This window comes from Pseudarthrobacter sp. TE3704 (assembly GCF_056279405.1).
This window is the reverse complement of the sequence record NZ_JBWCCJ010000009.1, coordinates 91,017-109,000: the sequence shown is the minus strand read 5'-3', so window position 1 is coordinate 109,000 and position 17,984 is coordinate 91,017. Positions and strand designations below refer to the sequence as shown.

At 66.2% G+C, this 17,984-nt stretch carries 17 protein-coding genes and 1 tRNA gene; 12 read left to right on the top strand and 6 right to left on the bottom strand.

The window, feature by feature from the left end; genetic code table 11:
• Positions 1-24 precede the first annotated feature (24 nt).
• A complete protein-coding gene (locus ACZ9BC_RS20485) occupies positions 25-1,938 on the top strand; it encodes an ABC transporter ATP-binding protein (RefSeq protein ID WP_476247536.1) in 1,914 nt (637 codons plus the stop codon).
• Here the strand turns inward: ACZ9BC_RS20485 and ACZ9BC_RS20480 are convergent.
• From ACZ9BC_RS20480 to ACZ9BC_RS20470, 3 genes are all read right to left on the bottom strand, one after another.
• Positions 1,935-2,357, bottom strand: a complete 423-nt coding sequence (locus tag ACZ9BC_RS20480; protein ID WP_275727068.1) for an NUDIX hydrolase — start codon at positions 2,355-2,357, stop codon at positions 1,935-1,937. The genes ACZ9BC_RS20485 and ACZ9BC_RS20480 overlap by 4 nt on opposite strands.
• Positions 2,357-2,845, bottom strand: a complete 489-nt coding sequence (locus tag ACZ9BC_RS20475) for a DUF6314 family protein (RefSeq protein ID WP_476247535.1) — start codon at positions 2,843-2,845, stop codon at positions 2,357-2,359. The genes ACZ9BC_RS20480 and ACZ9BC_RS20475 overlap by 1 nt, the downstream gene beginning before the upstream one ends.
• A gap of 1 nt (position 2,846) precedes the next feature.
• Positions 2,847-2,919 (bottom strand) — tRNA-Arg (locus ACZ9BC_RS20470).
• Positions 2,920-3,001: 82 nt separating this feature from the next.
• Here ACZ9BC_RS20470 and ACZ9BC_RS20465 point away from each other — a divergent pair.
• Positions 3,002-3,760: a DUF998 domain-containing protein gene (locus tag ACZ9BC_RS20465; RefSeq protein ID WP_115524221.1), complete on the top strand. Its 759-nt coding sequence runs from the start codon at positions 3,002-3,004 to the stop codon at positions 3,758-3,760.
• On the opposite strand, the gene ACZ9BC_RS20460 is transcribed toward ACZ9BC_RS20465, so the two are convergent.
• Positions 3,753-4,382 (bottom strand): hypothetical protein, encoded by a 630-nt coding sequence (locus ACZ9BC_RS20460; protein WP_476247534.1) that lies wholly within the window; start codon positions 4,380-4,382, stop codon positions 3,753-3,755. The two genes, ACZ9BC_RS20465 and ACZ9BC_RS20460, sit on opposite strands and share 8 nt — an antisense overlap.
• Positions 4,383-4,414: 32 nt before the next feature.
• Between ACZ9BC_RS20460 and ACZ9BC_RS20455 the strand changes: the two genes are divergently transcribed.
• The 6 genes from ACZ9BC_RS20455 to sucD all read left to right on the top strand — a co-directional run bounded on the left by ACZ9BC_RS20455 (position 4,415) and on the right by sucD (position 12,283).
• Positions 4,415-5,245: an inositol monophosphatase family protein gene (locus ACZ9BC_RS20455; protein WP_079597821.1), complete on the top strand. Its 831-nt coding sequence runs from the start codon at positions 4,415-4,417 to the stop codon at positions 5,243-5,245.
• Between the two features lie 82 nt (positions 5,246-5,327).
• Positions 5,328-7,877 carry a DNA helicase PcrA gene (gene pcrA / locus ACZ9BC_RS20450; protein ID WP_476247568.1) on the top strand — a complete coding sequence of 850 codons (2,550 nt, stop codon included), beginning with the start codon at positions 5,328-5,330 and terminating at the stop codon, positions 7,875-7,877.
• 93 nt (positions 7,878-7,970) lie between these two features.
• Positions 7,971-9,251 (top strand): glycosyltransferase, encoded by a 1,281-nt coding sequence (locus ACZ9BC_RS20445; RefSeq protein WP_476247533.1) that lies wholly within the window; start codon positions 7,971-7,973, stop codon positions 9,249-9,251.
• A gap of 18 nt (positions 9,252-9,269) precedes the next feature.
• Entirely contained in the window at positions 9,270-9,977 is a 708-nt protein-coding gene (locus ACZ9BC_RS20440) for a hypothetical protein (RefSeq protein WP_476247532.1), read from the top strand.
• 222 nt (positions 9,978-10,199) lie between these two features.
• On the top strand, positions 10,200-11,369 hold the full coding sequence (gene sucC / locus ACZ9BC_RS20435) for an ADP-forming succinate--CoA ligase subunit beta (protein ID WP_079597817.1): 1,170 nt from the start codon (positions 10,200-10,202) through the stop codon (positions 11,367-11,369).
• An 11-nt stretch (positions 11,370-11,380) separates the two neighbouring features.
• Entirely contained in the window at positions 11,381-12,283 is a 903-nt protein-coding gene (gene sucD / locus ACZ9BC_RS20430) for a succinate--CoA ligase subunit alpha (protein ID WP_079597816.1), read from the top strand.
• 147 nt (positions 12,284-12,430) lie between these two features.
• Here the strand turns inward: sucD and ACZ9BC_RS20425 are convergent, their stop codons facing one another.
• Positions 12,431-12,913, bottom strand: coding sequence for an SRPBCC family protein (locus tag ACZ9BC_RS20425; RefSeq protein ID WP_079597815.1), 483 nt, complete (start codon positions 12,911-12,913; stop codon positions 12,431-12,433).
• Positions 12,910-13,269 (bottom strand): ArsR/SmtB family transcription factor, encoded by a 360-nt coding sequence (locus tag ACZ9BC_RS20420; protein WP_275729918.1) that lies wholly within the window; start codon positions 13,267-13,269, stop codon positions 12,910-12,912. The genes ACZ9BC_RS20425 and ACZ9BC_RS20420 overlap by 4 nt, the downstream gene beginning before the upstream one ends.
• 151 nt (positions 13,270-13,420) lie before the next feature.
• Between ACZ9BC_RS20420 and ACZ9BC_RS20415 the strand changes: the two genes are divergently transcribed.
• The 4 genes from ACZ9BC_RS20415 to iolD all read left to right on the top strand — a co-directional run bounded on the left by ACZ9BC_RS20415 (position 13,421) and on the right by iolD (position 17,979).
• Complete coding sequence (locus ACZ9BC_RS20415) at positions 13,421-13,825, top strand: tautomerase family protein (RefSeq protein WP_476247531.1); 405 nt, start codon at positions 13,421-13,423, stop codon at positions 13,823-13,825.
• A 186-nt stretch (positions 13,826-14,011) separates the two neighbouring features.
• Positions 14,012-15,052 (top strand): 5-dehydro-2-deoxygluconokinase, encoded by a 1,041-nt coding sequence (gene iolC, locus ACZ9BC_RS20410; RefSeq protein ID WP_476247530.1) that lies wholly within the window; start codon positions 14,012-14,014, stop codon positions 15,050-15,052.
• The gene (locus tag ACZ9BC_RS20405; RefSeq protein ID WP_476247529.1) at positions 15,049-15,984 is read left to right on the top strand and encodes a Cgl0159 family (beta/alpha)8-fold protein; all 936 of its coding nucleotides are present in this window, start codon (positions 15,049-15,051) and stop codon (positions 15,982-15,984) included. The genes iolC and ACZ9BC_RS20405 overlap by 4 nt, the downstream gene beginning before the upstream one ends.
• A 33-nt stretch (positions 15,985-16,017) precedes the next feature.
• On the top strand, positions 16,018-17,979 hold the full coding sequence (gene iolD, locus ACZ9BC_RS20400) for a 3D-(3,5/4)-trihydroxycyclohexane-1,2-dione acylhydrolase (decyclizing) (protein WP_476247567.1): 1,962 nt from the start codon (positions 16,018-16,020) through the stop codon (positions 17,977-17,979).
• The last annotated feature ends 5 nt before the right edge of the window (positions 17,980-17,984 follow it).

The following is a 17,984-nucleotide window of genomic DNA, read 5'->3' as shown; positions in this document are numbered from 1 at the left end:
TAATGTGAGCGCGGAGCAGCAGCTATGAGCATGGAAGGCGTGGCCTGGAACTCCCTGTACAAGATCACCCGGGCAAAGAGCGGTTCCAAGCCGTTCTCCAAAGAAACCCTGAAACGGGTCCTGGCCTTCGCCCGCCCGCACCGCGGCAAGCTGCTGGCTTTCGTGGCGCTCTCCATCGTGATGGCCTTCCTGGCCGTGGCCACTCCCGTCCTTGCGGGACAGGTGGTGGACGCGATCGTCGCCAAGGCCGGCGCCGGCGAGGTGCTCCGGCTTGCGCTGCTCATCGCCGTCGTCGCCATCGCCGAGGCGGGGGTGGGCCTGGTCAACCGCTGGCTTTCCTCCACCATCGGTGAAGGCGTCATCGTCGACCTTCGCACGCGCGTCTTTGACCACGTGCAGAAAATGCCGATTGCCTTCTTCACCCGCACCCGGACCGGTGCCCTGGTGAGCCGCCTCAACAACGACGTTATCGGCGCGCAGTCGGCATTTGCCGGCACCCTGTCCGGAGTGGTCAGCAACGTGGTGGCGCTGATCCTCACCCTGATCGTGATGCTGGGCACCTCATGGCAGGTGACAGTCCTGGCGATGATCCTGCTGCCCGTCTTCCTCATCCCGGCCCGGCGGATGGGATCCAGGCTGGCGGACCTGCGCCGCGAGGCAGCGGAACACAACGCCGCCATGGGCACGCAGATGACCGAACGCTTTTCCGCGCCCGGCGCCACGCTGGTCAAGCTGTTCGGCCGGCCCGCAGAGGAATCCCGCGAGTTCGCGGTGCGCGCGGGGCGGGTCCGCGACATCGGCATCCGCACCGCGATGCTGCAGTTTACGTTCGTCACCGCCCTGACCCTGGTCTCCGCCCTGGCCCTGGCACTGGTCTACGGGCTTGGCGGCTGGCTGGCGATCACCAACCAGCTCGCACCCGGCGATGTGGTGGTCCTGGCGCTGCTGCTCACCCGCCTCTACGCTCCGCTCACCGCCCTGTCCAACGCCAGGGTTGAAATCATGAGCGCCCTGGTCAGCTTCGAACGCGTTTTCGAGATCCTGGACCTCAAACCCCTGATCCAGCAAAAGCCGGACGCCGTCCCTGTCCCGCCGGGCCCGGTGTCCGTGGAGTTCGACGACGTCCGCTTTGCCTACCCCGCGGCGGACAAGGTCTCGCTGGCCTCGCTGGAGGAAGTGTCCACGCTGGACACGCGCGGCGGCGAGGAAGTGCTGCACGGCATCAGTTTCCGGGTGGAGCCGGGCCAGACCGTGGCCCTGGTAGGCTCCTCCGGAGCGGGCAAATCGACCATCGCCCAGCTGTTGGCCCGGCTGTACGACGTGGATTCCGGCGCGGTCCGGCTGGGCGGCGTCACCCCGGGCACCGGACTGGATGTCCGGGATGCCACCTTCGACTCCCTTCGGGACACCCTGGGCATGGTTACGCAGGACGGCCACCTCTTCCACGAAACCATCGCCTCCAACCTGCGCCTGGCCCGGCCGGACGCCACCGACGAGGACATGTGGGAGGTCATCCGGCAGGCGCGGCTGGAAACGATGATCCGGTCCCTGCCGGACGGGCTGGACACCGTGGTGGGGGAGCGCGGCTACCGCCTGTCCGGCGGTGAGCGCCAGCGCCTCACCATCGCCCGGCTGCTGATCGCCCAGCCCCGGGTGGTCATCCTGGACGAGGCCACCGCCGCGCTGGACTCCACCAACGAGGCCGCAGTGCAGGCCGCCCTGGGCGCCGCACTCGAGGGGCGGACCGCCGTCGTGATCGCCCACCGCCTGTCCACCATCCGTGCGGCGGACGCCATCCTGGTGGTGGAGGACGGCCGGATCGTGGAACGCGGCACCCACACCGAACTGCTGGCTGCCGAAGGCCGCTACGCCGAGCTGTACCGGACGCAGTTCGCCGAGGCCACTGCGGTGGCACAGGAGGCCGTCCCGGAGCTTTAGGCGTCCGGCTGCGCGCCCAGCTCCGGCAGGATGTGGTCCGTCAGGAGCGGGGCAAGGTCCGGCGGCAGTGCTGCGCCCCGGTCAAGGGCAGCGAGGTCCAGCCAGCGGATCTCCGCGATCTCGGCCGACGGGTGGGCCTGCCACGTCCCCGGCGCACGGAACACGGTGGCTTCAATGTCCGTGGCGGCCTCGTTGGCGGCATCGGCGATCCAGACGCCCATCAGCTCCAGATCCCGGGGATCGATGACGATGCCCACCTCCTCCGCCAGCTCGCGGGCGGCTGCCTGGACTGCCGTTTCGCCGGCCTCGGGCTTGCCGCCGGGGTGCATAAACATGCCGGTGCCGCGCTTCCGTACTGTCAGGAGCCGGCCAGCGGGGTCGAACACGCAGACGGCGGACACCACGATGCGTGCCTTCATCAGGCAGCACTCCGAACGAGGCGGGACGTCAGCAGAAGGTCCTTGCGCGGCCCGGTGACGTCCCAGCTGAAGCTGAACGCGTCCGGCCCCTCTAGCGTGTAGGCCACGCGGTAGGTGTCGGGATCGCACCAGTGATTGTCCAGGTTGGCCTCCGGGGTGAAGCACATCCGGTGGAACGGACGCCCGTCGGGGAAGAACACGTCCAGGGCGTCGGGGCGTCCCGCTGCCGGCTTCAGCAGGTATTCGCGCGAGGCGGGGCCGGTGAAGGAGGGCCAGCGCATGGTGCCTTCTTCGCGGAGGGCCAGGCCGCCGTCGTCCATTGGAGTGAAAAGTACGACGCCGGAAAAGGTTCCGCGGGTGCCACCAGCACGGTCCAGCAGGTCCCGCTCAAGGGTCCAGCGGCCGGCCGCCGGACCGCCGGCGGTGCCAGGCCGGGCAGCGCCCAGCAGGTAGGCGCGGAGGTCAAACTCCGGAGGACGAAGGTTCAAGTGCCCTCGATTGGAATCGAACCAACGACACCGGCTTTAGGAGAGCCGTGCTCTATCCACTGAGCTACGAGGGCGGGCGTCCGAAGATCGGCAGGGCCGGTCCGGCCGGACACGGATACAAGCATACAAGGTGTGGGGCCGTACTACGCTCAAAGCATGAGTTCAGCCGCGTCCGCTACCCCCGCAGTGGCCTTTATTCCGGATACAACCTCCACCCGGCAGTACATCGGGGCGTGGTCCGTGCTGAGCGTGCTGCAGTATTTTGCGGCCGAAGCTGCGGTGATCGGGGCTTGGGCGGGTCCCCGGCCGTACGACCTGCGGACCGGGTACATCAGCGATCTCGGTGCAATCAACTGCGGCATCTATGACGGCCGGGAGGTCTGCTCCCCGCTGAGCTGGCTGATGAACGCCTCGTTCGTGGTCCAGGGCCTGGGGATGCTGCTGGGCGCCCTGCTGCTCAGTTCCGGGCTGCTGTGCGTGGCAGCCCGCGCCGGCGTCCGGGTCCAACCCGGGCAGCGCAAGCCGTGGCTGGCGGCCGTCTGGGTCCGGGTGCTGGCCGGGACGGCAGGGGCAGGAACCGTCATTGTGGGACTGGTCCCCGAGGACGTGGGTTCCTTCTGGCACTTTGCCGGAGCGGTCATGTACTTCCTGGCCGGCGCCGTTGCCCTGCTGGTGCTGGGAACCCTGTGGTTGCGGAAATCCGGGATGGCCTGGTTCATCCTGGTGTGCGGCGGGGTATCCCTGGCTGCGCTGGCCACCGGAGCCCTGACCGGGATGGACGTCCCCGAGCCCGGCACCCTGGAACGGCTGATGGGTTATCCCGTGACGGTGGGGATGGCGGCGGCGGGCCTGGTCATTGCCCGGCGCGTGCACCGGCACCGGAAGCAGGTACGCGCCGCAGCGGCCGTCAGGTAGCGGTTTTTGCCTTCCGCGCCTTGAGCACCACAGCTGCGGCTCCGGTGAGCAGGCACAGGACCAGGAGAACCCAGCCGGCAACGGTGAGGCCGGACGCCACGGCCACCTGGCCGGCATCGGGCGCACCGGCAGCGAGCATTCCGTCGATGGCGACGTTGCCCCACAGGCGGGCCACCACGAACAGCAGGAGCAGCGCCCACAGCGTCCAGCGCACCGCCCTGCGGGCCACGTTGGTCCCGATCAGCAGCAGCCACGTGAAGCCGAAAATCAGCGGGAAGAGGGTTCCGGCGGTCTTGTGGACGTAGTTGAGCTGCCCGCGCGCGTCATCGTCCATCGCCGCCTGCAGCTGGCCGATATACCCGGGATCGAAGCCGCCCACCAGGGAATCCGGCATGGCCAGGCCGCCGGACAGCTGCCGGAGCTGGTCCAGGGTCAGCAGGTGCAGGTACCAGAACAGGAAGAGGCTTGCCACCACCCCGGCAACCAGGATCAGGTTGCTGTTGCTTTCCGCTTTCTCCGGCGTGCGGGCCGTGGTGGGGTTGACCACCGGCGGCAGGTGGTGCTGCGGCACCACCGCTTTGGAGCCGTGCTTCTTGATCCGCTGGGCAGGGGTTTTGGCCATGGCATCATTATCCCGCCCCATAAACTGAAGCCATGACCAATGGCCGGCACAGCGCAATAGAACTTGACCCCTCCCTGGACGACCACCAGCTTGCGGCGGCACTGGTCCGCGAAGCCGGGCAGCTGGCGCTGCTGATGCGGATGGCCGGGCTGCAGTCCCAGCAGAAGACCTCCATCTCGGATGTGGTGACAGCCGCCGACCATGCCGCAGAAGCCTATGTGCTGGAGCAGCTCCAGCGCTGCCGTCCGGAGGACGGCATCCTCGGCGAGGAGGGGGCCTCGGTCAAGGGCAGCAGCGGCCGGACCTGGGTGATCGATCCCGTGGACGGCACCTACAACTTCCTGCACGGCTCCACCTACTGGTGCTCCGCCATCGCGCTGAAGGACACCTCCGACGTGCTGCTCGGCGCCATCTACCAGCCGGAGGAGGACAAGCTCTGGCTGGGCGGCCGTACGCATCCGGCCACCCTGAACGGGGAGCCGCTCACCGTCTTCCAGGACAACAGGGGAGCGCGGAACGCGACGGCGGTCGCCGAACTGGGTGCCGCCACATACATCCATCCCCGCTGGCTCATGGACCCGTTGTGCGCCATGCCGTGGCACGCCGCGGCAACGTCCGCCGCGACGCTCCGCATGCTGGGTTCGGGCTCCTGCGACCTGGGCAGGGTGGCGGACGGACAGATGGGCTGCTGGTTCCAGCACAGCTGCCCGGAATGGGACTGGCTGCCCGGCAAGGCCATCGTCCGGGCCGCGGGCGGCGCCGTGGACACGGTCCGGGTCAACGGCCTGGAATGGTTCATGGCAGGAGGAACGACGGCGGTACGGGAGTTGCGTGCGGCCCTTGAGTCCGGCTCGGTCGCCTGAGAATTACTGCCCCGTCCTTCCGTAATCCACAGGCTGGAAGTGCGTGTCGGTCCCACCGCCTAGACTTGTAGGCACCATGGATATGTTGTTTGACCCGTACTCTGACGGACCGTTCAAGGCCGCTCCCGCAGCGGCAACCCGCACCAAAACGCGTCCTGACGGCGTGGCCACCGCGGCCGGTCCGGGCGGCAGCGCGCCCTCCTGGAACCCTGAGGGCACCCGCCATGGGGGCGGCGGGCAACCTGGCGGCCAGCACGGGGACGACCAGTCGGGGAGCCACCGGCAGGGTGCCCGGCGGCCGGACGCGGCCCAGCTGCTGGAGGGACTGAACCCGCAGCAGGAGGAAGCGGTTAAGCATGCCGGCTCCGCGCTGCTGATCGTGGCCGGTGCCGGTTCGGGAAAGACCCGTGTGCTCAGCAACAGGATCGCCTACCTAATCGCCACCGGGCGTGCCCACCACGGCGAAATCCTGGCCATCACCTTCACCAACAAGGCCGCCGCCGAAATGAGGGAACGCATCGAAGCCCTGGTGGGCGGCCGGGCCAAGATCATGTGGATCTCCACGTTCCACTCGTCCTGCGTGCGGATCCTGCGGCAGGAGGCCGCAAACGTCGGCCTGAAATCGAACTTCTCCATCTACGACTCCGCTGACTCCCTGCGGCTCGTCACCCAGGTGTCCAAAGCCCTGGACCTGGATCCCAAGAAGTTCGCGCCCAAAGCCATCCAGCACAAGATCTCTGCGCTGAAGAACGAACTGATCGACGCCGATTCCTATGCCTCGGCAGCGAACTACAACGATCCCTTCGAACAGGCCGTGGCCGAGGTGTACAAGGGCTACACCCAGCGGCTGCGCCAGGCCAACGCCATGGACTTTGACGACCTCATCGCCGAGACGGTCTTTATGTTCCGCGCGTTTCCGGCGCTCGCCGAGTCCTACCGCCGACGGTTCCGCCACGTCCTCGTGGACGAATACCAGGACACCAACCACGCCCAGTACGCCCTGGTCCGCGAAATCGTGGGGGAGGGGCCCGGCGCATCGGAGCTCACGGTGGTTGGCGATTCCGATCAGTCCATCTACGCCTTCCGCGGCGCGGACATCCGCAACATCGTGGAGTTTGAAAAGGACTATCCGGAGGCCCGCACCATCAAGCTGGAGCAGAACTACCGCTCCACGCAAAACATCCTCAGCGCGGCCAACTCGGTGATCTCCCGCAACCCCAACCGCCCGGAAAAGCGGCTGTGGACCGCGGAGGGCGAAGGCCACAAGATCATTGGCTACGTGGGCGAAAACGAGCACGACGAAGCACAGTTCATCGCCAAGGAAATCGACCGGCTCCAGGACGAGGACAACCTCCGTCCCGGCGACGTCGCCATCTTCTACCGGACCAACGCCCAGTCCCGCTCCATCGAGGACGTGCTGGTCCGCGTGGGCCTGCCGTACAAGGTGGTGGGCGGCACCCGCTTCTACGAGCGCAAGGAAATCAAGGACGCCCTCGCGTACCTCCGTGTCCTGGTCAACCCCGACGATGACGTCAACCTCCGCAGGGTCCTCAACGAACCCAAGCGCGGGATCGGCGACCGCGCCGAAGGCGCCGTGGCCGCCTTGGCGCAGCGCGAGCGGACATCATTCATGGCTGCCGCCCGCCGGGCTGAACACGCGCCGGGCATGGCAACCCGTTCGGTCAACGCCGTCCTTGGCTTCGTGAAGCTGCTGGACGACCTTGCAGAGGTGGCATCCGGTTCCGGCGCCGCCGCGGCACTGGAAGCCGTCCTGGAACAGACCGGCTACCTTGCCGCGTTGCGTTCCAGCACCGATCCCCAGGACGAGTCCCGGGTGGAAAACCTGGCGGAACTTGTCGCCGTCGTCCGTGAATACGAACGCGACAACCCGGAAGGCTCGCTCGCAGCGTTCCTGGAACAGGTGTCCCTGGTGGCTGACGCCGACCAGATCCCCGATGCCCCGGGAGCCGATATCGATTCCGCGGTAGCTGAGGCAAAGCGGCTGGGCGTGGTCACCCTGATGACGCTCCACACGGCCAAGGGGCTCGAATTCCCGGTGGTGTTCCTGACCGGCATGGAGCACGGCCTGTTCCCGCACCAGCGGTCGGCAACCGACCCCAAGGAACTCGCCGAAGAACGCCGGCTGGCGTACGTGGGCCTGACCCGTGCCCGGAAGCGGCTGTACGTCACCCGCTCCGAGGTCCGCAGCATGTGGGGCCAAAGCCAGTACAACCCTGCCAGCCAGTTCCTGGAGGAGATTCCTGCCGAGCTGCTGGAGTGGAAGCGTGAAGGTACCAGCCGGCAGGCCGGCGCCTGGGGTGGCGGATCCATCGGTTCGGGCCGCTACAGCGGATCCTTCTGGGGTGCAGGCACTGCCCGCGGCGCGGCAGCTGACTCTTCTGCCGGCTTCAACGCAGACGTTCCCGCCGTCATCGCCCGGAACCGCGTGCAGCCGCAAAAGGAAATCGTGGCCGTCAGCGTGGGGGACAAGGTAAACCACACGAGTTTTGGCAACGGGACGGTCCTGGCGCTGGAAGGCGCAGGGGACAAAACGGTAGCCAAGGTGAAGTTCGACGTCGGCGAAAAGCGCCTGCTGCTGCGGTACGCGCCCCTGACCAAGCTGGACGCGTAGGCGAACGGGGGCGGGCCCTTGCCCGCTTCCGTCATTCGCGGCTACAGTTCAGGAACTTCCCCCAGCAGCGGGACCCGAGGTCGGAGTGGGACCATGAACATCCTGTTCGCGAGCCAGGCAATTGATGGCCACTTCAATCCGATGACCGGTGTGGCCATGAAGCTCAAGGAGCGGGGCCACGACGTCCGGTGGTACACCGGCCCGGTGTTCACGGGAAAGCTCAAGGGCCTCGGGATTCCCCTGATCCCCTTCAAGCGCGCCATCGAACACCGCGCCGACAACCTCTTTGAGCTGTATCCGGAGCGGGCCAGGCTCAAAGGGCCCCGGGCCATCGGCTTCGACGGCGAAAAGATCTTCGCCAGCAACATCAGCAACTTCTTCGAGGACATCCGTGACCTGCAGCAGGAGTTTCCCTTCGATGCCCTGGTGGTGGACAGCTCCATGTTCGTCCAGCGGCTCGTGTCGCACCTGCTGGGCAAGCCGGTGGTGAATGTCGCGGTGATTCCCAACATGGAGAGCGATCCGCTGGTGCCCCCGCTCTTCTTCGGCTTCCGGCCGCCGCGGAACCCGGCCGGGAAGGCCCTGCAGATCCTGGCCGGTCAGCTGTCGGACAAAATCATCCTCCGCCCTGCGCACCAAAGCTACCGGCGCCAGCACACCTTCTACGGCCAGGACGTGCCCAAAAGGGGCAGGCTCACCGACGATGCGTACCGGTGCTCGGACGCCGTCATTCAGGCAGGCACGCAGTCCCTTGATTTTCCGCGCCGCAACACCAACCCCAAAGTGCACTACGTCGGGGCGCTCCTGCCATACCGCCGCCCCGGCGCCGACGTACCGGAAGGGCTGCCGCCCGGATACTCCACAACCATCGTGGTCACCCAGGGCACCGTGGACAACGCGGACCAGGACAAGCTCATCATTCCCGCGCTGGAGGCGCTTAAGGACATGGATGTGCTGGTGATTGTGGCAACAGGCGGCAGGGGAACCGTTGAACTGAACCGGCGCTACCCGCAGCCAAACATCCTCATCCGCGACTATGTGGACTTCGCCGCCGTCTTTGAGTCCACGGACGTCTTCGTCACCAACGGCGGGTTCGGCGGCGTGCAGTTAGCCCTGTCCAAAGGCGTTCCGCTGGTGGTGTCCGGCATCAATGAAGGCAAGAGCGATGTCAACGCCCGCGTGGAATATGCCGGTGCCGGCATCAACCTGCGGACCGAGGCCCCCTCGCCGGAGAAGATCCGGAGGGCCGTGCACTCCATCCTTGCGGAGCCGGGGTGGAAAGAACGGGCGCAGCAGATGCGGCAGGACTTCGCCCGGCAGGATCCGGCCGAGGCCGCGGCAGACGTTGTGGAAAGGGTGCTCGCCTCCAGGTGAACCCCGGCATGAAGCATAATGGGGGCCATGCGACGGACTGTTTGGGGGATGCTCGCCGCCCTTGTGCTGGCGGCCGCGACGGGATGCACCGTGACCACCGAGGACCCCGGCTACGTGCCGCCGCCTCCGCCGGCACCGATGGACCAGCTGGAACAGGCGGCGTTGGCCAATCCCGAGGATTTTTCCAGCACTGAGGGCGTCCTCTCCTTCATCACTGACGACCGCAGCATTGTGTGCTCGCTGACCTCCGCGCGCGGGGAGCATGTGAACCTCCCCTACGAAACGAACAGCTTCACCGACTTAGCGAACAACAAGCTGGCCATCGTCCCCGTGGCCCACTGTGAACTGGCCAGGTACCCGAAGCCCGCCCACGGCGACGTCAGGGATGACTGCGCCGGAACATCGCTCGGCTACCTGGGCGGCGTTGCCTTCCTGACCCCTGACAACGCAACGTACGGTGAGTGCCGTTCCGGCGTCACACAAATGGAGGCAACCTACGGCCCCAACGGCAACAGGGCAGGTGCCCTGGCCCAGCTGCCGGTCCTGGCGGAGGGCCGGAACCTCGAACGCAACGGGCTGCGGTGTTCCGCCTACAACGGCGGCGTGGCATGCGGAAACGTGTCCGCCGGCGTGGGATTCTTTGTTTCCCCGGAGCGTTACGAACTGATCTCCGGGCCGGAAAACGCTGCCCCGCCTCCACCCGCCGAGGCCTCAAAAACCCCGTAAATACGCGGTTTTTCTACGCCTCATAGAATAGTGTCCTTACTCACATAAGAGGTAGTCTGGGACGGCCCGGTCCCTCCAAAGGACTAGAGTTCCCCATGGAGCATCACGCCGCGTGGCTCGTTTCCAACAGGCCTCCGGTGCGTGCAATTCCGCAGCCCGGTCATCGTCTTCGATGGTGCCCGACTGTACAGAAACTACTTCGACGTAGAAGGACACTAAACCGTGGACCTGTTTGAATACCAGGCGCGCGATATGTTCGAGGCGCACGGTGTACCCGTGCTTGCCGGCATCGTGGCGTACACCCCAGAAGAAGCAAAGGCAGCTGCCGAGAAGATCGGCGGCGTTACTGTCGTAAAGGCTCAGGTCAAGGTTGGTGGCCGAGGCAAGGCCGGCGGCGTGAAGGTCGCAAAGTCCGCCGACGAGGCGCTTGAGCACTCCACCAACATCCTGGGCATGGACATCAAGGGCCACACCGTCAACAAGGTGATGATCGCCCAGGGTGCGGACATCGCCGAGGAATACTACTTCTCCGTCCTGCTGGACCGGGCCAACCGCAACTACCTGGCCATGTGCTCGGTTGAGGGCGGCATGGAAATCGAACAGCTCGCCGTCGAACGCCCGGAAGCGCTGGCCAAGATCGCCATCGATCCCGCCATCGGCATCGACCAGGCAAAGGCCGACGAAATCGTCGCAGCCGCAGGCTTCGCTGAGGAACTGCGCGGCAAGGTGGCCGACGTCATCCTCAAGCTCTGGGACGTCTTCAAGAAGGAAGACGCCACCCTGGTGGAGGTCAACCCGCTCGTCAAGACCGGCGCCGGCGAAATCGTGGCACTGGACGGCAAGGTCTCGCTGGACGAGAACGCCGAATTCCGCCACGCCAAGCACGCCCTCCTTGAAGACAAGGACGCCGCTGACCCGCTGGAGGCCAAGGCAAAGGCGCAGGACCTCAACTACGTCAAGCTGGACGGCGAAGTGGGCATCATCGGCAACGGTGCAGGCCTGGTCATGTCCACCCTGGACGTCGTTGCCTACGCCGGTGAAAACCACGGCAACGTCAAGCCCGCCAACTTCCTGGACATCGGCGGCGGAGCTTCGGCCGAGGTCATGGCCGCCGGCCTGGACGTCATCCTGGGCGACGAGCAGGTCAAGTCCGTGTTCGTGAACGTCTTCGGCGGCATCACCGCCTGTGACGCCGTGGCCAAGGGCATCGTCGGCGCGCTGGCCGAGCTCGGCCACACTGCCAACAAGCCGCTGGTAGTCCGCCTCGACGGCAACAACGTCGAAGAAGGCCGCCGCATCCTGAACGAGGCCAACCACCCGCTGGTTACCCTGGCCGCCACCATGGACGAGGGCGCCGACAAGGCCGCCGAGCTCGCCAACGCAGCGAAGTAAAGGGACGCACCATGTCTATCTATCTGAACAAGGACTCCAAGGTCATCGTCCAGGGCATCACCGGCGGTGAAGGCACCAAGCACACCGCCCTGATGCTGAAGGCCGGCACCAACATTGTGGGTGGCGTCAACGCCCGCAAGGCCGGCACCACCGTCCTGCACGGCGACGCCGAGATCAACGTCTACGGCACCGTCAAGGAAGCCATGGCAGAGACCGGCGCCGACGTCTCCATCGTCTTCGTCCCGCCGGCATTCACCAAGAACGCCGTTGTTGAAGCCATCGAGGCCGGCATCGGCCTGGTGGTTGTCATCACCGAAGGCGTCCCGGTCCAGGACTCCGCCGAATTCTGGGCCCTCGCCCAGTCCAAGCTCGACGCTGACGGCAACCAGGTCACCCGCATCATCGGACCGAACTGCCCCGGCATCATCACCCCCGGTGAAGCACTGGTGGGCATCACGCCGGCCAACATCACCGGCAAGGGCCCCATCGGCCTGGTCTCCAAGTCGGGCACCCTGACCTACCAGATGATGTACGAACTGCGCGACCTCGGCTTCTCCACAGCCATCGGCATCGGCGGCGACCCCATCATCGGCACCACGCACATCGACGCCCTGGCTGCGTTCGAAGCCGACCCCGAGACCAAGGCGATCGTGATGATCGGCGAAATCGGCGGCGACGCCGAGGAACGTGCTGCCGACTTCATCAAGGCCAACGTCACCAAGCCGGTTGTCGGCTACGTTGCCGGCTTCACCGCTCCTGAAGGCAAGACCATGGGCCACGCCGGCGCCATCGTCTCCGGTTCCGCCGGAACCGCCCAGGCCAAGAAGGAAGCCCTCGAAGCTGCAGGCGTGAAGGTCGGCAAGACGCCGTCCGAGACCGCCACGCTGCTGCGCGAGGTTTTCGCCGCCCTCTAGGTTCTCTCCAACAACGCGGGGTCACTTCCCGCCCTGTCCACACTCTGGATTGGGCGCGGAGTGACCCCGCGTTGCTGTTTAAAGTACGACGACGTCAGGTCACCTTCCCCGTGGGAGGTGACCTGACGTCGTCGTCCTTTTTGCGTGTCAGGCTTTGGCAGCGGTGAGCAGCTCGTCGAGCCGCTCGTAGCCTTCTGTCATTCCGCCCTCCATGCCGGACTGGGCCATGCCGTCACGTGCCTCCATACTGGGGTAGACGGAGTGGCCGCGCAGCCTGCACCGGCCGCCGCCGAGGTCCTCGAACGTCATGAACTCGAGGCTGACCACGTCCGGATAACCGCCGAACTCGAAGGTCTGCAGGGCGAACTCGTTTTCACGGACCGTATGGAACACCCCGGTGAATTCGTAGGCCACGCCGTCGGGCCCGGTGTGGATGTATCGGTAGGTGCCGCCGCTGCGGAAGTCGTAGTGGTCCATCTCCATTTTGAGGCCGCGGGGGCCCAGCCACTGCGCAATAAGATCCGGTTCCTTGTGCGCCCGGAATACGTCCGCGACGGGGAAATCGAACTCACGCTCGAAGTCGATGAAGGGAAGGCCTTCGGGGACACTGAGTTTCAGGGGATTGGTCATGGCTTTTCCTTTGCCTTGGCGCCGTGGTGCCCGGCGCTGGATTGAAGCACGGCATCAAGGCTGCGGAACTGCTCCTCGCGGACCAGCCGGTACTGGTCGATCCAGGCGGTGAGTGCCTCCAGCCGTGCGGGGTTCAGGTGGACGGGCCTGCGCTGGGCCTCCCTGGTCCGGGTAACCAGTTGCGCCTGCTCGAGTACCTGGATGTGCTTCGAAACTGCCTGCTTGGAAATTTCGAATGGTTCCGCCAACTCATTAACTGTGGCCGGGCCCCGGCTGAGCCGGGCGATGATGCTCCGCCGCACGGGGTCGGCCAGGGCCATAAAGGCCGAGTCCAACGCAGTACTTTCGAAGTTCATGTGCGGCCTCTTGTTAATCAACTAAATCGTTTATCAACCTATTGGTTGTTTAAAGATACTTCTTCATCCAGCGTCCTTCAAGACCTCTCGGCCTTGTCGCGCGGTTCCAGATATTGTTAGTATGTCAGGACAAACTTCCGGAGGAGCAAAAATGCCACTTGTACGTATCGATGTGAATGAAGGACGCAGTGCAGAGGAGCTGCAGCGGCTGAGCCGCGGCATCCATGACGCAATCCTTGCCGAATATGGCATCCCCGAGCGGGACTACTTCCACATCCTCACCGAACATCCGCAGGGGCAGATCTTCGCCCAGGATGCCGGTCTCGGGTTCGAGCGGACCGGGGGAGTGGTGATGATCCAGATATTCACCCAGGGCGGCAGGACGCAGGAGGCGAAGCAGCGGCTGTTCGCGGCTGTGGCCGAGAAGCTTTCCGGCGTGGGGGTTGCCGGCGAGGATGTCTTCATCGGGTACGTGGAAAACACTGCCGGTGACTGGTCCTTCGGGTTCGGGCGGGCCCAGTATGTGACCGGAGAACTTGCCGTGCCGCGCAAGTAGGCACTACGTGCCGCGTGGCTGAAGTAGCGCGCTCTAACCCACCTGTAAGTATGTCAGTACAAACCTTTGACAGGACATGAAATCTGCGGCAAAGTAGTCCCTGTGGCCTCCACCACGGCCTGCCAGTCCCGGAGCTCCTGCCCTTCAGAGGTCCAGAGTTCCACACCAGAAAGGTCCGCGATCACCGTGACCCACGAGCTTCTTACGATCGGGCGCATCAGCGTTGATATCTACCCGAACGATATTGGGGTGGACCTGGAGGACGTTTCGTCCTTCGGGAAATACCTCGGCGGTTCGCCGTCCAACGTCGCCGTTGCGGCTGCCCGGCACGGCCGCCGCGCAGGCGTGATCACCCGTACCGGGGACGACGCCTTCGGCAAGTACCTGCACCGGGAACTGCACAAGTTCAACGTCGACGATTCCTTCGTCGCTCCCGTGAAGGAGTACCCTACGGCGGTCACCTTCTGTGCCATCAAGCCGGCGACGGACGAGTTCCCGCTCTACTTCTATGGCCGGTTTCCCACAGCGCCGGACCTGCAGATCCAGGCTTCCGAGCTGGACCTGGACGCTATCCGCGAGGCGGGGATCTTCTGGTCCACCGTGACCGGCCTGTGCCAGGAGCCCAGCCGCAGTGCGCACATTACAGCGCATGAGGCACGTCCTCGGACCCGCCTGGCCGAGGGGCAGTTCACCATCCTGGACCTGGATTACCGGCCGATGTTCTGGGCGTCGGAGGAAGAGGCCCGCGCGGAGGTGGCCAGGATCCTGCCGCACGTGACGGTCGCCATCGGCAACGACAAGGAATGCGCCGTCGCCGTCGGTGAGGGCACGCCCGATGAGCAGGCCGACCGGCTGCTCGCCGCCGGCGTCGAGATCGCCGTCGTCAAGCTCGGCCCTGACGGCGTGATGGCCAAGACCCGCACCGAGCGGGTGGTGTCCGCCCCGGTCCCGGTGGAAACCGTGAACGGCCTGGGCGCAGGCGACTCCTTCGGCGGCGCCTTCTGCCATGGTCTGCTGTCCGGCTGGCCGCTGGCCCAGGTCCTGGACTACGCCAACGCCGCCGGCGCGATTGTCGCCTCCCGCGTGTCCTGCGCGGATGCCATGCCGACGCCGGATGAGGTCACCTCACTGCTGGCCGAACGCGGCCGACCGGTTCCGGGTACTGTTCCCGGCGCCCCTGTTCCTGATGCCGCTGCCCAGCTTGCCACCGAAGGAGCAGCACTGTGACCCTCACCCCTATCGCCGCCAACCAGGCTGTCAACGACGATCCCCGCCGCTATGAACACCTGAGCGTCATCCGGCTGGAGGACCCGGACGCAGTGGCCCGTGCCGCCGCGTCCCGCCGCCGCCATCCCGGCGTGAAGTCCGGCCGGCAGAATTTCATCGTGGCAGCTGACCACCCCGCCCGTGGCGCACTCTCTGTGGGTTCGGACCCGGTGGCGATGGCGGACCGCCGCCAGCTGTTGGACCGGCTGCAGATCGCGCTGGCCAACCCCGCCGTGGACGGTGTCCTGGCGTCTCCGGACATCATGGATGACCTGCTGCTGCTGGGCGCGCTGGAGGGCAAGCTGGTCTTTGGTTCCATGAACCGGGGCGGGCTGTCCGGACTGGTCAACGAATTCGATGACCGGTTCACCGGCCACACCGCTGCCGCCCTGGAAGCCCTGGGTGCTGATGGCGGCAAGATGCTCACCCGGATCTGCCTGGGGGACCCGGACACGGTGGTGACCCTGGAGGCCACGGCCAGGGCCATCGATTCCCTGGCGGAGCGCAAGTTGATCGCGATGGTGGAGCCATTCCTCTCCGTCCGCGAAAACGGGCGGGTCCGCAATGACCTGTCCACCAACGCGGTCATCAAATCGATCGCAATCGCCGAAGGCCTCGGTTCCACCAGCGCCTACACCTGGATGAAGCTGCCCGTGGTTGCCGGGATGGAACGCGTCATGGCCGCCACCACCATGCCCACCGTGTTGCTGGGCGGGGATCCGGCCGGTACCCAGGACGAGGTTTTTGCCAGCTGGCAGGCGGCCCTGGCGTTGCCGGGTGTGCAGGGCCTGACCGTGGGCCGCACCCTGCTCTACCCCCAGGACGGGGATGTGGCCGGCGCTGTCGCCACGGCCGCTTCCCTTCTTCACCACACCGCAGAAGTATCGGAGTAGCTTCCCATGGGAACAACAACAGGAACACGCAGGATGACGGTGGCGCAGGCGGTCGTCGAGTACCTTTCGAAGCAGTACACGGTCGATGCCATCAACGGGGTTGCCTACCGTGAGCGGCTGATCCCGGGAACGTTCGGCATTTTCGGGCACGGCAACGTTGCCGGGGTGGGCCAGGCCCTGAAGCAGTACCAGCAGCTGGACCCGGCCATCATGCCGTACTACCAGGGCCGGAACGAACAGGCCCAGGTCCACCAGGCCGTGGGCTACGCCCGGCACACCCGCCGCCGCCAGACCTTCGCGGTCAGCACCTCCATCGGCCCGGGCTCCTCGAACCTGCTCACCGGCGCCGCGTTGGCCACCACCAACCGCCTCCCGGTACTGCTGCTGCCGAGTGACACGTTCGCCACCCGTGCCGCGGACCCGGTCCTGCAGCAGCTGGAGCAGCCCCACGCCTACGACCTGACGGTGAATGACGCGTTCCGGCCGCTGTCCAAGTTCTTCGACCGCGTGAACCGGCCCGAGCAGCTGTTCTCCGCGTTCCACCACGGCCTGCGCGTCCTGACCGACCCCGCCGAGACCGGCGCCGTAACCATCTCGCTGCCGCAGGACGTCCAGGCCGAGGCCTTCGACGTCCCGGAGGAGTTTCTGGCAGAACGGGAATGGCGGATCCGCCGCCCGGACGCGGACGACGACGACATCGCCCGCGCCGCCGAGGCCATCCGGGCCGCGAAACGGCCGCTGATCATCGCCGGCGGCGGCGTCCTGTACGCCTACGCCAACGAGGAACTCGCGAAGTTTGTCGAGCTGACCGGCATCCCGGTGGGCAACACCCAGGCCGGCGTCGGCGTCCTGCCCTGGGACCACCCGTTCTCCCTTGGCGCGATTGGCTCCACGGGGACGACGGCGGCGAACGCCATCGCTGCCGAGGCGGACCTGATCATCGGGATCGGCACGCGCTACGAGGACTTCACCACCGCGTCCCGCACGGCGTTCCAGAACCCTGACGTGCGTTTCATCAACATCAACGTCGCACCGATCGACGCCTACAAGCACGGGACCACGCTTCCCATCGTCGCCGACGCCCGCAAGGCACTGGTCAAGCTCAACGCAGCCCTGGGCGGCTACCGCGTGGGCGCCGACCTGGAACAGACGGTGGCTTCTGAGAAGAAGCACTGGGATGCCACCGTGGACGAGGCCTTCGACACCCGCCACACCCCGCTGCCGGCGCAGAACGAGATCATCGGCGCCACCTCCCGCGCCATGGACGCCCGGGACGTGGTGATCTGCGCGGCCGGGTCTCTGCCCGGGGACCTGCACAAGATGTGGCGGGTCCGGGACCCGTTCGGCTACCACGTGGAGTATGCGTACTCCTGCATGGGTTACGAAATCCCGGGCGGCCTCGGCGTGAAGCGCGCGGCCCTCGCTGAGGCGGCCAGGACGACGGCGGCAGGCGGCACCGGCGGGACGGAAACCGCCGAGGTGCGGGACGTCGTCGTCATGGTGGGGGACGGTTCCTACCTGATGATGCACACCGAACTGGTCACCGCCGTCGCCGAACGCATCAAGCTGATTGTGGTCCTGATCCAGAACCACGGCTACGCCTCCATCGGCTCACTCTCGGAGATGCTCGGCTCCCAGCGGTTCGGTACCCAGTACCGGGCGCTGAACGAGGAACAGCACAGCTTCGACGAGGGCGAAACCCTCCCTGTGGACCTGGCCCTGAACGCCGAGTCCCTGGGCGTGAAGGTCATCCGGATCGATCCGGGGGAGAAGGTCATCGCCGAACTCGAACAGGCCATCCGCGATGCCAAGGCAGCGCCGGAGCGCGGCGGCCCCATCCTGATCCACGTCGAATCCGATCCCCTGCTGGACGCTCCAAGCTCCGAGTCCTGGTGGGACGTCCCGGTCTCCCAGGTCTCCGAACTGGACTCCACGAAACAGGCCTTCCAGACCTACACCGGCCACAAGAACCGCCAGCGCAAACTGCTCGGCTAACCCAC

Coding starts and splice junctions, on each gene's coding strand:
- ACZ9BC_RS20485 (WP_476247536.1), top strand. CDS start 25: ATGAGCATGGAAGGCGTGGCCTGGAACTCCCTGTACAAGATCACCCGG.
- ACZ9BC_RS20465 (WP_115524221.1), top strand. CDS start 3,002: ATGAGTTCAGCCGCGTCCGCTACCCCCGCAGTGGCCTTTATTCCGGAT.
- iolD (WP_476247567.1), top strand. CDS start 16,018: ATGACGGTGGCGCAGGCGGTCGTCGAGTACCTTTCGAAGCAGTACACG.
- ACZ9BC_RS20420 (WP_275729918.1), bottom strand. CDS start 13,269: ATGAACTTCGAAAGTACTGCGTTGGACTCGGCCTTTATGGCCCTGGCC.
- ACZ9BC_RS20425 (WP_079597815.1), bottom strand. CDS start 12,913: ATGACCAATCCCCTGAAACTCAGTGTCCCCGAAGGCCTTCCCTTCATC.
- ACZ9BC_RS20460 (WP_476247534.1), bottom strand. CDS start 4,382: ATGGCCAAAACCCCTGCCCAGCGGATCAAGAAGCACGGCTCCAAAGCG.
- ACZ9BC_RS20455 (WP_079597821.1), top strand. CDS start 4,415: ATGACCAATGGCCGGCACAGCGCAATAGAACTTGACCCCTCCCTGGAC.
- ACZ9BC_RS20440 (WP_476247532.1), top strand. CDS start 9,270: ATGGGGGCCATGCGACGGACTGTTTGGGGGATGCTCGCCGCCCTTGTG.
- ACZ9BC_RS20445 (WP_476247533.1), top strand. CDS start 7,971: ATGAACATCCTGTTCGCGAGCCAGGCAATTGATGGCCACTTCAATCCG.
- ACZ9BC_RS20415 (WP_476247531.1), top strand. CDS start 13,421: ATGCCACTTGTACGTATCGATGTGAATGAAGGACGCAGTGCAGAGGAG.
- sucD (WP_079597816.1), top strand. CDS start 11,381: ATGTCTATCTATCTGAACAAGGACTCCAAGGTCATCGTCCAGGGCATC.
- pcrA (WP_476247568.1), top strand. CDS start 5,328: ATGTTGTTTGACCCGTACTCTGACGGACCGTTCAAGGCCGCTCCCGCA.
- ACZ9BC_RS20480 (WP_275727068.1), bottom strand. CDS start 2,357: ATGAAGGCACGCATCGTGGTGTCCGCCGTCTGCGTGTTCGACCCCGCT.